Genomic DNA, 12770 nt, shown 5'->3' on the forward strand with positions numbered 1-12770 from the left:
ACGATGGTCAAGCTGACCAAGATCTACACCCGCACCGGCGACAAGGGCGATACCGGCCTCGGCGACGGCAGCCGGGTGGCCAAGCACGACCCGCGCGTCGAGGCCTTCGGCACGGTGGACGAGGCCAACGCCGTCATCGGCCTGGCCCAGCTCCACGCCGAGGGCGAGCTGCACGCGGTCCTGGCCCGCGTGCAGAACGACCTGTTCGACCTCGGCGCCGACCTCTGCACGCCCGAGCAGGAGTCACCCGAGTACCCGCCGCTGCGGGTCACGCCGGGCCAGGTCGAATTCCTCGAAGAACGGATTGATGCTTACAACGCAGAGCTCGCCACCCTGCGCTCCTTCATCTTGCCCGGAGGTTCGCCGCTGGCCGCCCACCTGCACCTGGCCCGCACCGTGACCCGACGCGCCGAGCGCGCGGTCACGGCGCTGATGGAGGAACAGTCGGTCAATCCCGAGGTGCTGCGCTACCTCAACCGCCTCTCGGACCTGCTGTTCGTTCTCGCGCGGCGAGCCAACGGCAACGGCCAGCGCGACGTGCTGTGGGTGCCCGGCGCCAACCGCTGAGCCTCGCTCACTGCAATACGCTACCATGAGGTTTTCCCCTGCAGGCCAGCCAGCCGGTTCGCCTGCAGTCTTCCGTGCCAACTGCCTGACAGCGAGACACCATGCCCAGCGATGCCCCTCTCAGCCTGCTCGGCGGCCTGACGCCCGGCGAGTTCCTGCGCGACTACTGGCAGCGCCAGCCCCTGCTGATACGCGGTGCCTTCGCCGACTTCGAAAGCCCCCTCGACCCCGACGAGCTGGCCGGGCTCGCCTGCGAGGAGGGCATCGAGGCCCGGCTGGTCGAAGAGGAAGGACCGGACGGCCCCTGGCAGGTCAGCCACGGCCCCTTCGATGAAGCCGTCTTCGGCGAGCTGCCCGAGCGCGACTGGACCCTGCTGGTGCAGGCCGTGGACCACTACGTGCCCGAGGTCGCCGAGCTGCTCGAGCACTTCGACTTCCTGCCGCGCTGGCGCCTCGACGACATCATGGTCAGCTACGCCCCACCGGGCGGCAGCGTCGGCCCCCACGTCGACCAGTACGACGTGTTCCTGATCCAGGGCCTGGGCCGGCGTCGCTGGCAGCTCGGCGGCAGGGTGCCCGACGACGCCCCCATACTGGACGGGATCGACCTGCGCATTCTCCAGCGCTTCGAGGTCGAGCCGGGCGACGACTGGGTGCTGGAACCCGGCGACATGCTCTACCTGCCACCGGGCTGGGCCCACCACGGCGTCAGCCAGTCCGACGACTGCATGACCTATTCGGTGGGCTTCCGCGCGCCTTCCGCCGACGAGGCGATCACCTCGTATGCCGACTATCTCGGCGAGCAGCTTCCCGCCTCGCTGCGCTACGCCGACGCCGGCATGGCCCCGCCGGCGGACCCGGCGGAGCTCGACGACGCCGCGCTCGAGCGCATGCGCCGGCTGATCCTGGCGACCCTCGACGACCCGGTTCAGCTCGCCCAGTGGTTCGGCCGCGTGATGACCCAGCCCAAGTACGTCGACCAGCTGGTGCCCAGCGAGACCCCGACGGACGTCGACGAGCTTGTCGCGTTACTACACGAAGGCGAGGCGCTCATGCGCAGCCCCGGCTCGCGTTTCGCCTGGCGCCCGCTGAACGGCAGCCGCGCCACCCTGTTCGCCGACGGCGATGGCCTCGACTGCGTGGCGCCGCTGGCGCGGGCCGTGGCGGGCGATGCGCCCCTGGATGCCGCGCTGCTGGCCCAACCCGGCGCCGCCGAGCTGCTGGCCGCCCTGCTCGACGCCGGCAGCCTGGCCTGGGCCGATGACGAAGAGGACGCTTGAGTCATGCGCAGTGAGATCGAGATACGCGAAGGCAGCTGGGCCGAGCTCGGCGCACAGGCCGGCGAGATCCGCCGCGTGGTGTTCATCGAGGAGCAGCGGGTGCCGCAGGAGGAGGAGTGGGACGGCCGCGACGACGCCTGCCGCCACTTCCTCGCCCTGCGCGCGGGGAAACCGCTGGGCACCGCCCGACTGCTGCCCGACGGCCATATCGGCCGCGTGGCCGTGCTCGACGAGGCGCGCGGGCTGGGCATCGGTGCCGCGCTGATGCGGGCCGCCATCGCATCGGCGCGCCGCCTCGGCCACGCCCAGGTCGAGCTCGCCGCCCAGACGCATGCCCTCGCCTTCTACGAGAACCTCGGCTTCTCCGCTTTCGGCGAGGTCTTCCTCGACGCCGGAATTCCGCATCGCAACATGCGGCTTTCACTGTCAGACGGCTAGCTTCCCCCACCGTCGCGCGACGAAATTCGACTACAAGAATGCACGCCATGCGCTTGCTCTTGTAGTCGAACTACAACGCCCCTTCCCCCCAAGTGCTGATTGTCCAGGCCCGCCATCATGGGCATAGTGGTGACATGACCGCGTTAAAACGCCTGTTCGGTCACGGCGGCAAAACCGCCCGACCCGAGCGAGGTCAAGCGCCGGCACAGGTTCGACCAAGGCCGTAGAGACATCTCACCCCTGGTGGTTGAATCTGAATACGACTTCGCAGTTGCAGCATGATTCCGGCGACCACCGGCAGATGCAGAAGACGAGCGACCACGAGGCAGCGAGCGCCACCGCATGGCGATCGAGGCCGACGACACCCCCTCAGATCGGAAAGGATGGCACCATGTCATACAAAGACGACATCAAGGCACTGGCTCAACTGCGCGAGGCCCAGCAGGGCAAGTGGGCCAGCATCAGCCCCGAGAATGCCGCCCGCATGCGCGCCCAGAACCGCTTCAAGACCGGTCTGGACATCGCCCGCTACACCGCCAGGATCATGCGCGAGGACATGGCCGCCTATGACGCCGACAGCGCCCAGTACACCCAGTCGCTGGGTTGCTGGCACGGCTTCATCGGCCAGCAGAAGCTGATTTCGATCAAGAAGCACTTCGGCACCACCAAGCGCCGCTACCTCTACCTCTCGGGCTGGATGGTCGCCGCGCTGCGCTCCGAGTTCGGCCCGCTGCCCGACCAGTCCATGCACGAGAAGACCAGCGTGCCGAGCCTGATCGAGGAGCTCTACACCTTCCTGCGCCAGGCCGACGCCTGGGAGCTCAACCACCTGTTCCGTGACCTGGAAGCCGCCCAGCAGGCCGGCGACCAGGCCAAGGCCGACGAGCTGATCGCCAAGATCGACAACCACGAGACCCACGTGGTGCCGATCATCGCCGACATCGATGCCGGTTTCGGCAACGCCGAGGCCACCTACCTGCTGGCCAAGAAGATGATCGAAGCGGGCGCCTGCTGCATCCAGCTCGAGAACCAGGTCTCCGACGAGAAGCAGTGCGGCCACCAGGACGGCAAGGTCACCGTGCCCCACGAGGACTTCCTGGCCAAGATCAATGCCGTGCGCTACGCCTTCCTCGAGCTGGGCGTGGAAGACGGCGTGATCGTCGCCCGCACCGACTCCCTCGGCGCCGGCCTGACCCAGAAGATCGCCGTGACCAAGGAGCCGGGCGACCTGGGCGACCAGTACAACAGCTTCCTCGACGGCGACGAGATCACCTCCGCCTCCGACATCGACAACGGCGACGTGGTGATCAAGCAGAACGGCAAGCTGGTCAAGGTCAAGCGCCTGGCCTCGGGCCTCTATCAGTTCAAGCCGGGTACCGGCGAGGACCGCGTGGTACTGGACTGCATCACCAGCCTGCAGAACGGCGCCGACCTGCTGTGGATCGAGACCGAGAAGCCCCATGTCGGCCAGATCGCCAGCATGGTCAACCGCATCCGCGACGTGGTGCCGGACGCCAAGCTGGTCTACAACAACTCGCCCTCGTTCAACTGGACCCTGAACTTCCGCCAGCAGGTGTTCGACGCCTGGGAGAAGGAAGGCAAGGACGTCTCCGCCTACGACCGCAGCAAGCTGATGAGCGAGGAGTACGACGGCACCCCGCTTGGCAAGCTGGCCGACGAGTGGACGCGCAACTTCCAGCGCGACGCCTCGCGCGAGGCCGGCATCTTCCATCACCTGATCACGCTGCCGACCTACCACACCGCCGCGCTGTCCACCGACAACCTGGCCAAGGGCTACTTCGGCGACGAGGGCATGCTGGCCTACGTGGCGGGCGTGCAGCGCCGCGAGATCCGCGAAGGCATCGCCACCGTCAAGCACCAGGACATGGCCGGCTCCAACATCGGCGACGACCACAAGGAGTTCTTCCACGGCGAAGCGGCACTCAAGGCCGGTGGCAAGGACAACACCATGAACCAGTTCGGCTGAGCATGGCGACACGGTAGAACGACTGGAACCCTTGGGAGGCCTTGCGCCTCCCTTTTTTCATGGTGTGCCGACCACCATTCCCATACGCCGCCCCTCGCCGGGCATTTCCTCATTCTTTGCCCGCTTTGCGGCCCCGCCTTGCGGCACTCGCGCACCGACGCGCTGGTCAAACGATGGACGAGTGGTTAAGCTAGTTAGCAAACAGTGTTTCCCTAGATATGGCAACGGCGATTCCCGGCATCGGCTTGCCCCAGGAGGTGTTCATGAAGCGCGTTCTCCCCGTATTGGCCCTCGGCATGCTGACCCTGGCCGGCTGCGCCAATACCTCGACCATGGGCGGCGACGTCTACCGTGGCAGCCAGGCCCAGACCGCCCAGACGGTGACCTTCGGCACCATCACGGCGCTGCGCCAGGTGCAGATCCAGGCCGACAGCCGCATGGGCGGCATCATCGGCACCGGTGGCGGCGCCGTGATCGGCGGCCTGCTCGGCAACCAGGTGGGCGGCGGCTCGGGCCGTCAGCTGGCCACCGCCGCGGGCGTCATCGGCGGCGCCGTGGCGGGTAGCGCCGCCGAGGAGTCGGCCAACCGCGTGCGCGCCTGGGAGATGGAGATCCGCCGCGACGACGGCCAGAACGTGGTCATCGTGCAGAAGGCCGATCGCCCCTACCAGGTCGGCCAGCGCGTGCGCATGATCGGCAGCGGCGCCAACGTCAGCGTGGCGCCTTACTGAACCCGCCTGAACGAGGGTCGCGAGCGACCCCCGTCGCGGAAAATGCGAGAGGGCCCGCAGCCAGGCTGCGGGCCCTCTCGCTTGTCGGCCGCCGCTCGAGGCGCACGCACCGCCTCAGTGGAAGTTGGCCTTGCCCATGGCCCAGCCGGCCACCTTCCTGGCCACCAGCGCCAGCACGCCGATGACGATCGCGGTCAGCAGCATGTCGATGGGACGCACCAGGGTGGTGGCCCCCAGCACCGCGAGCGCCAGGCTCCACACCCAACGATTGTCGTCGTCGCTCTTGATCGCGCGCGGCATCACCTTGTTCAGCCCGGCACTCACGGAGGTTTCCCAGCGCTTGAGGCTGAAATAGAGAATCAGGGCGAAGGCAATCAGCCAGATCACGATTTCGGTCATGGGCTCGCTCCAGGCAAGGGGTTGGTTCGTATGACAGGAAAGGAATCCCGCTAGGGTAGCCGCGGGGCACCGGGGGCGCAACCGCGCCAAAAGGCGTGAATGCGACTCAGGACGAGCCTCGTCAAGCTGAAAAAAGCGCATCCCCCCTGACAGCCCCGATATCGCACGTTACCATGGTGTCTACATGCACTCACCGAAAGGTTCATCAATGCAGATTGCGCAGAATTCCGTTGTCGCGTTCCACTACACCCTGACCAACGATGCAGGTGAAGTGCTGGACAGCTCGGAAGGCCGCCAGCCGCTGACCTATCTCCACGGCGCCGGCAACATCATTCCCGGGCTCGAGAAGCAGCTCGAAGGCCGTGAAGCCGGCGAGAAGCTCAACGTGACCGTCTCGCCGGAGGAGGGTTACGGTGAGGTGCAACCGCAGCTCGTGCAGGAAGTGCCGCGCGACGCCTTTCAGGGCGTCGAGGCGGTCGAGCCCGGCATGCAGTTCCAGGCCCAGACCCAGGGCGGCCCGCTGATGGTCACCGTGACCAAGGTCGAAGGCGATACCGTGACGGTCGACGGCAACCATCCGCTGGCCGGCCAGAAGCTCAACTTCGACGTCGAGATCTCCGAGGTGCGTGAAGCCAGCCAGGAGGAGATCGAGCATGGCCACGTGCATGGCGAAGGCGGCCACCAGCACTGAGCGCGACAACGCCAGCAGGACCAAGGGGCAGCCTCAGGGCTGCCCCTTTCGTTGATGGCGGCTATCGGCCCCCCGGACGCGGTGTCCCGTCCACCCCCCGCAGCGTGCGATAGCCCCCCCACAGCCGGGTGAAGGTGGTGATCAGGCAGGCCACGGCGAAGAGCGTGGCCAGCACGGCGAAGTGATTCGGCAGCAGGCAGAACAGCACGAAGGCCAGGATGGTCTCGGTACCCTCGGTCAGGCCATGCAGGTAGTAGAAGGCCTTCTGCTGGAAGCGTGGCCGTTCCAGTCCGTGGCGCGTCGCCATGATGGCGAAGGCCAGGAACGAGGTGCCGGTGCCGATGAAGGCGAACAGCAGGAAGGCGGCCGCCAGCGCATTGGCGCCCGGGTCGGCCAGGGCGAAGCCCAGCACCACCGCGGCGTAGAAGACGAAGTCGAGGCCGATGTCGAGAAAGCCGCCCGCATCGCTGGCCTGGCCCGAGAGCCGGGCCAGGGCGCCGTCCACCCCGTCGCCCAGGCGGTTGCACAGGATCGCCGCCAAGGCGGCGGCATACCACTCCAGGGCCAGCAGCGGCAGGCTGAGCATGCCGATCGCGAAGCCCGCCAGGGTGATCTGGTCGGGGCGGGCGCCCCAGTGCATGAGCCGCCTGGCGATGCGCTTCAGCGGCGCCTGGCTCAGGGGCATGGTCCAGCGATCAAGCATCGCGCCTCCTCGTCTCGCCCTTGGTCGCTTGTGATGTCTCGCCCTTGGTCGCTTGTGATGTCTCGCCTCTCGCCGCCGCGGAATCCCCCCGGCGCCAGGCGAAGTAACCGGCCAGCCAGCCGAGCAACCGCTCGGGCTTGTGCGCGTTCTTCCACGCCCCCGCGGTGGCCTTGGTCGCCTCCGACCAGGTGGGATAGGGGTGCACGGTTCCCAGCAGCTTGTTCAGGCCGATGCCGTGGGTCATCGCCAGGGTGAACTCGGCCAGCAGCTCGCCGGCCCCCTGCCCTACCACGCTCGCGCCGAGGATGCGGTCCTTGCCCGGTACCGTCAGCACCTTGACGAAGCCTCCGGTGCGGTCCTCGGCAATGGCGCGGTCCAGCTCTGCCAGTTCATAGCGGGTCACCTCGAAGTCGATGCCGCGCCGGCGCGCCTCGCCCTCGCTGAGCCCCACCCGCGCCACCTCCGGCTCGGTGTAGGTCACCGCGGGCAGCGCGCGGTAGCTGACGCGGAAGCGCTTGATTTCGCCGAACAGCGCATTCACCGCGGCATGCCAGGCCTGGTGCGCGCCGGCGTGGGTCAACTGGAAAGGGCCGGCCACGTCGCCACAGGCCCAGACGTTGGGCAGCACGCTCTGCAGGCTCTCGTCCACCGCCAGGGTCCCGTCGTCGCGCGTCTCCACCCCCAGTGCCTCCAGGCCCATCCCCGCCACCCGGGCCTGCCGCCCCACCGCCACCAGCAGGCGGTCGAAGGGCAGCCGTAGCGTCTCGCACCGGCCCGAGGCCAGGCGACGCTCCACCTCCAGCACGTGACCGGGCTCGTGACCCTCGCCCGGCACGATGCGCACGGCACGCGTATCGAGCCACAGCGCCATGCCCTCGCGTTCGAGTTGCAGCCGCAGCGCCTCGGCGGCGTCGAGGTCCTCGCGGGGCAGCAGCTGCGGGCCCATCTCGACCAGGCTGACACGGCTGCCCAGGCGGGCAAAGCTCTGGCCCAGCTCGCAGCCGACGGGGCCGCCACCCAGCACCACCAGCCGCTCGGGCAGGTCGGTGAGCTGCCACAGGTTGTCCGAGGTGAGCACCTCGACGGCCTCGAGACCGGGCAACGCCGGCACCTTCGGCGCTGCGCCACTGGCGATGATCACGTGCCGGGTGGTGAGGTCGCGCACGCCCCCCTCGCCCGTCACGCGAACCCGCCACGGATCCTGCAGGCGGGCCTCCCCGGCGAGTACCGTGACGCCGAGTCCCTCGTAGCGTTCGCGGCTGTCGTGGGGCGCCACCTCGCGTACGGCGCGGCGTACGTGCGCCATCACCGCGGCGAAGTCGACGCCTGGCTCGCCGGCCCGGATGCCGTAGCGACCGGCCCCGCGGATCTCCTCCGCCACCCGCGCCGCACGGATCAGCGCCTTGGACGGCACGCAGCCGGTGTTCAGGCAGTCGCCACCGAGGGTGTCACGCTCCACCAGCGCCACTCGTGCCTTCACCGCCGCGGCGATGTAGCTCGCCACCAGGCCCGCCGCCCCTGCGCCGATCACCACGATGTCGTAGTCGAACCGCGACGGGCGCTGAAAGCGCCTGGCCAGCCGACGGCGCTTGGCGATGGCCACCAGCCCCCGGGCCAGCCATGGAAACAGGCCGATCAGCACGAACGAGCCGATCAGGCCCGGCGAGAGGATGCCCGCCACCGAGGTCAGGCTGCCAAGCTCGCGGCCGGCGTAGACGTACACTGCCGTGCCCGGCAGCATGCCCAGTTGGCTGACCCAGTAGTAGGTCCACAGCGGCATGCGGGTCAGCCCCATCACCAGGTTGATGACGAAGAACGGAAACAGCGGGATCAGGCGCAGGGTGAAGAGGTAGAAGGCGCCTTCGCGCCGAATACCGGCATTGATGCGCTCGAGCTGCGGAGCGAAGCGTTTCTCCAGCGGCCCTCGAGCCAGGGTGCGGGCGATCAGCGCCGCTAGGGTCGCCCCCAGGGTGCTGGCAAAGGAGATGAGCAGCAGGCCCCAGCCGAACCCGAACAGGGCCCCGCCGAGCAGGGTCAGCAAGGTGGCGCCGGGCAGCGACAGCGCCGCCATGATGACGTAGAACAGGAAGAAGCCGCCCGCTACCGTGAACGGGTCATCGGCCAGCCAGGCCTGGAAGCGCGCCTGTTCCGCCTGCAGGTTGGCCAGCGTCAGTGCCTCGTCGGCACCGCTGAGAAAATAGGCGGCCACGATGGCGGCCAGGACCAGCACGAGAAGAATGCGACGACGCGTCACGGGCGGCTCCCGCAGTGGAGGGACAGATTTAACAGAGGTTATACGGAACCTGTGTCGCCTGACAGCTTCCAACCTAACAGCGTGCAACGCAACACAACGAGGGGGGGCGTCATGATCAGATCACGAAACGTCTTGGCGTGGGTGCCGTTACTGCTGGTACTGCCCGTCGGCAAGGGCCTGGCCGACGAGACGAGCGCCAGCGCCGTGTTCGGCGGCGGCTGCTTCTGGTGCGTGGAGGAGGCCTTCGACAAGGTCGAGGGGGTGCTGACGACCACCTCCGGCTTCAGCGGCGGCCACGTCGAGGACCCGAGCTACGAGCAGGTGGTGAAGGGCGGTACCGGCCACGTCGAAGTGGTGCGGGTGGAGTACGACCCCGAGGCGGTCGACTACGCCGAACTGCTGCACGTGTTCTGGCGCAACGTCGACCCCTTCGCCGTCGACCGTCAGTTCTGCGACGAGGGCGAGAGCTACCGCAGCGTGATCTACACCGACGGCGCCGCAGAGCGGGAGCTGGCCGAGGCCACGCGGAACGAGCTCGCCGAGCGCTTCGACAGGGAGATCGCCACCGAGATCAGCGACTTCGAGGCGTTCTACCCCGCCGAGGAGTACCACCAGGACTACTACCGCAAGAACCCCGTGCGCTACAACTTCTACAAGTCGGCGTGCGGTCGCGAGGAGCGCCTGGAGGAGATCTGGGGCGACGAGGCCGGCGGCCTAGCCGGCCAGTGAGGCCTGCCCCTGGGCACGTTCGCCGCGCCACAGCCGCAACGCGATGCCGAGGGTGACGCCGAGCAGCAGCCACGAGCCGATGGCCACGCCGAGCCAGCCGCCGCGCTGCCAGAAGGGCTCGAGCCAGAGGCTGCCGAGGCTCGCTCCCAGGTAGTAGAAGACCAGGTAGAGCGCCGAGGCGCTGCCCCGGGCGCGCTGGGCCTGGCGCCCGACCCAGCTCGACGCCATGGAGTGGGCGAGGAAGAACCCCACCGCATTGACCGTCAGCCCGGCGATGATCCAGGCCAGCGAGTCCGCCAGGGTGATCAGGGTGCCGCCCATCAGCACGAGTACCCCCAGCGCCATGCAGGCGGGCTGGCTGAAGTGGCGGGTCAGGCGGCCCGAGAGCGACGAGCTCAGGGTGCCGCCCAGGTAGGTGAGGAAGATCAGGCCGAGCCAGCGGGACCCCAGCCCGAACGGCGCCTCCGCCAGGCGGAAGGTGATGTAGCTGTACTGATTGATGAAGATGAGGAAGTTGATGCCGCCGAGCAGGTAGGCGGCCAGCAGCGGCGGATGCCGCAGGTGGCTGCCCAGGTCCGCCAGGGCGCCACGCAGCTCGAAGCGACGCGGCCGGAACTGGCGGGGCGGCGGCAGCAGCCTCCAGAACAGCGCCACCCCGGCCAGGGTCACCAGCCCCACCGTCAGGAACCCGGCCCCGGCGCCGCCGAACTCGCCGACGCTGCCGCCGATCAACCGTCCGCCGATGCCGCCCAGGGTATTGGCGCCGATGTAGAGTCCCACCGCCGCCATGAGGGCCGGGCGATCGAACTCGTCGCCCATCCAGGCAATGGCCACCGCCGGCAGCCCGCCGAGCACGAACCCCTGCACCAGGCGCACCGCCAATAGCGTCTCGAAGGTAGGGGCGAAGGCCAGCGTCAGCGAGCAGAGCCCGGCCAGCAGCAGCGTCACGCGCATGATCCCGCCGCGGCCGATGGCGTCGGACAGCGGGCCGAAGACCAGCAGCGCTGCGGCGAGCGACAGCGTGGCCACCGACATGACCAGGCTCACGGCCAGCGTCGAGACGCCATAGGCCTGACGCAGGTCGGGCAGCAGCGGCTGCGGCGCATAGAGGTTGACGAAGACCAGGATGGAGCCGAGGCAGAGCGCCAGGGTGGCGCGCCACCAGGCACGGGAACGAGCGACGATCATGCAGGCTACCTGAGCGGAATGGGGCTGTCGGACATGATCGGGCATGGCGTATGATAAGCCAAACAGAATTAAACGATAGCAACCATCTGCTCAGCTTATCGAGGAGCGCCATGGCCCTCCCCTTCGACCTGCGTGCCCTGCGCGTCTTCGTCACGGTCGCCGACCGGGCCGGCTTCAGCGCCGCCGCGCGCGAGCTCCACGTGGCCCAGTCCGCCGTCAGCCAGACCATCGCCAACCTTGAGCGCCAGCTCGAGCTGACGCTCTTTCACCGCCACGAGCGGCGCATCGCCCTGACGCCCGAGGGCGAGGCGCTTCAGGCCCATGCCCGCGAACTGCTCGAGCGCGCCGAGGCCGCCCATCTGGCCATGCGCGAACTCCACGGACTGGTCAAGGGCGAGGTGCGCATCGGCATCCCCTCGATGCTCGGTTCCTACTACTTCCCGCCGCTGCTGATGGGCTTCAAGGCCCGCCATCCGGGCATCCGGCTGACCGTCGTGGAGAGCGGCGCGCGACGCTTGCAGCACATGATCGCCGCCGGCGAGCTGGACCTCGGCGTGGTGATCGAGGACGCCCAGAGCCGCCACCTGGAGCGACGCCACCTGACGCGCGAGGAAATGGTGGTCTGCGTGCCCCGCTCACACCCCTTCGCACAGCGCAGCCACGTGAGCGCCACGGAGTTCTTCCGCGAGCCGCTGGTACTCTTCCAGGATGGCTACTTCCATCGTGAATTCGTCGACGCGCTGTCGCGCCAGACCGGTCTTGCCGCCAACATCGCCTTCCAGTCCAACCTGATCCCGCTGACCAAGGCGATCGTGCGCCAGGGTTTCGGCATCACCACCTTCCTGCGCCGGGTGGTGGACGAGCCGGAGCTGGCCGCGGTCTCCTTCGAGGCCCCGGCCTGGCTCGACCTGTCACTGGCCTGGACGCGGGACGCCTACCTGTCGCGGGCCGAGAGCGCCTTCGTCGACTACGTCACCGCCCACGGCGAGGTGTCATGAGGGCGCAACGCCGGCGCCTCACGCGCCACCCCCCGACGAACGCCGCCCTGCGTCAGCCTTCGCCGGGGTTGCCCAGGCGCTGCGCCAGGGTGGTCGGCTCCAGGGTCCGGCGCGCCTGCCAGTAGTAGCGCTGCCAGTAGCTGTTGTCGAGTTCGGAGAGCATCACTCCCTGCGACGTGGAGGCGTGCAGGAAATAGCCATCGCCGACATAGATGCCCACGTGGTCGTAGCGCCCCGGTGGGCGGAAGAAGACCAGGTCGCCGACCTGCAGCTGGTCGCGGGAGATCTGCGTGCCCTGCTGCACCTGCTCGCCGGTGGAGCGCGGCAGCTGCAGGCGGAAGGTATCGCTGAAGATGGCCTGCACCAGCGCCGAACAGTCGATGCCGCCGGGGCCCGTGCCGCCGATCCGATAGGGCGTGCCGGCCCAGCGTTCGTGCTGCGCCAGCAGCGCTTCGCGCACCAGCTCGGGCGAGGGGTTGTGCAGGCTGCTCACCCGCAGGATGGGATTGTCCACCGGGGACATCAGCGGGTCGGAAGAAGACGACAAGCCGGGCAGCTGGCGGGCGAAGTAGTCGTCCGGAGCTTCCAGCGACGGCTTCGACGACCCAGCACACCCGGACAGCAACGCCAGCGACACACCGAGCACAGCCAGACGACTCGATCTCGTGGCCAACATCTTGCGAGTTCCTCGTTCCCTGAGCCGTACGCCATCTCGGGCCGGGCGACACGCCCTACCTGATGGCCCCGAGAGGATCGCTGTGGCAGTGGTGCCTGGCCTTGCGTGCCCGTACCACTGCCAGAGCGG

The 12770-nt window shown here is 68.5% G+C and carries 13 protein-coding genes; 8 read left to right on the forward strand and 5 right to left on the reverse strand.

The features are described 5' to 3' along the window. Nucleotides 1-3 precede the first annotated feature (3 nt). The 5 genes from DIS04_RS04715 (at nt 4) to DIS04_RS04735 (ending at nt 5003) form a co-directional block, all read left to right on the forward strand. Nucleotides 4-567, forward strand: coding sequence for a cob(I)yrinic acid a,c-diamide adenosyltransferase (locus tag DIS04_RS04715; RefSeq protein WP_111412525.1), 564 nt, complete (start codon nt 4-6; stop codon nt 565-567). Between the two features lie 101 nt (nt 568-668). After that, nucleotides 669-1847 carry a cupin domain-containing protein gene (locus DIS04_RS04720; protein WP_111412526.1) on the forward strand — a complete coding sequence of 393 codons (1179 nt, stop codon included), beginning with the start codon at nt 669-671 and terminating at the stop codon, nt 1845-1847. Between the two features lie 3 nt (nt 1848-1850). Next, complete coding sequence (locus DIS04_RS04725) at nt 1851-2285, forward strand: GNAT family N-acetyltransferase (RefSeq protein WP_111412527.1); 435 nt, start codon at nt 1851-1853, stop codon at nt 2283-2285. A 391-nt stretch (nt 2286-2676) separates the two neighbouring features. Then, the gene (locus DIS04_RS04730) at nt 2677-4272 is read left to right on the forward strand and encodes an isocitrate lyase (protein WP_111412528.1); all 1596 of its coding nucleotides are present in this window, start codon (nt 2677-2679) and stop codon (nt 4270-4272) included. Nucleotides 4273-4535: 263 nt separating this feature from the next. Then, entirely contained in the window at nt 4536-5003 is a 468-nt protein-coding gene (locus DIS04_RS04735) for an outer membrane lipoprotein (protein WP_111412529.1), read from the forward strand. 114 nt (nt 5004-5117) lie between these two features. On the opposite strand, the gene DIS04_RS04740 is transcribed toward DIS04_RS04735, so the two are convergent. Beyond that, the gene (locus DIS04_RS04740) at nt 5118-5402 is read right to left on the reverse strand and encodes a hypothetical protein (protein ID WP_111412530.1); all 285 of its coding nucleotides are present in this window, start codon (nt 5400-5402) and stop codon (nt 5118-5120) included. A 208-nt stretch (nt 5403-5610) separates the two neighbouring features. Here DIS04_RS04740 and DIS04_RS04745 point away from each other — a divergent pair, with 208 nt between their 5' ends. Continuing rightward, the gene (locus DIS04_RS04745) at nt 5611-6093 is read left to right on the forward strand and encodes an FKBP-type peptidyl-prolyl cis-trans isomerase (RefSeq protein WP_111412531.1); all 483 of its coding nucleotides are present in this window, start codon (nt 5611-5613) and stop codon (nt 6091-6093) included. A gap of 61 nt (nt 6094-6154) precedes the next feature. Here the strand turns inward: DIS04_RS04745 and DIS04_RS04750 are convergent, their stop codons facing one another. Then, nucleotides 6155-6796, reverse strand: coding sequence for a CDP-alcohol phosphatidyltransferase family protein (locus DIS04_RS04750; protein WP_111412532.1), 642 nt, complete (start codon nt 6794-6796; stop codon nt 6155-6157). Further along, nucleotides 6789-9050, reverse strand: a complete 2262-nt coding sequence (locus tag DIS04_RS04755; protein ID WP_111412533.1) for an FAD-dependent oxidoreductase — start codon at nt 9048-9050, stop codon at nt 6789-6791. Before DIS04_RS04755 ends, DIS04_RS04750 begins: the two co-directional genes overlap by 8 nt. Nucleotides 9051-9161: 111 nt before the next feature. Here DIS04_RS04755 and msrA point away from each other — a divergent pair, with 111 nt between their 5' ends. Continuing rightward, the gene (gene msrA, locus DIS04_RS04760; protein ID WP_111412534.1) at nt 9162-9779 is read left to right on the forward strand and encodes a peptide-methionine (S)-S-oxide reductase MsrA; all 618 of its coding nucleotides are present in this window, start codon (nt 9162-9164) and stop codon (nt 9777-9779) included. On the opposite strand, the gene DIS04_RS04765 is transcribed toward msrA, so the two are convergent. After that, complete coding sequence (locus tag DIS04_RS04765) at nt 9765-10967, reverse strand: MFS transporter (RefSeq protein WP_111412535.1); 1203 nt, start codon at nt 10965-10967, stop codon at nt 9765-9767. The two genes, msrA and DIS04_RS04765, sit on opposite strands and share 15 nt — an antisense overlap. Nucleotides 10968-11077: 110 nt before the next feature. On the opposite strand from DIS04_RS04765, the gene DIS04_RS04770 reads away from it, so the two are divergent. Continuing rightward, nucleotides 11078-11965 (forward strand): LysR family transcriptional regulator, encoded by an 888-nt coding sequence (locus DIS04_RS04770; protein ID WP_111412536.1) that lies wholly within the window; start codon nt 11078-11080, stop codon nt 11963-11965. Nucleotides 11966-12017: 52 nt separating this feature from the next. Here the strand turns inward: DIS04_RS04770 and DIS04_RS04775 are convergent, their stop codons facing one another. Then, complete coding sequence (locus DIS04_RS04775; RefSeq protein WP_111412785.1) at nt 12018-12554, reverse strand: C40 family peptidase; 537 nt, start codon at nt 12552-12554, stop codon at nt 12018-12020. Nucleotides 12555-12770: the final 216 nt, after the last annotated feature.

The organism is Billgrantia lactosivorans, from assembly GCF_003254665.1.
GTDB classification, from domain to species: domain Bacteria; phylum Pseudomonadota; class Gammaproteobacteria; order Pseudomonadales; family Halomonadaceae; genus Halomonas; species Halomonas lactosivorans.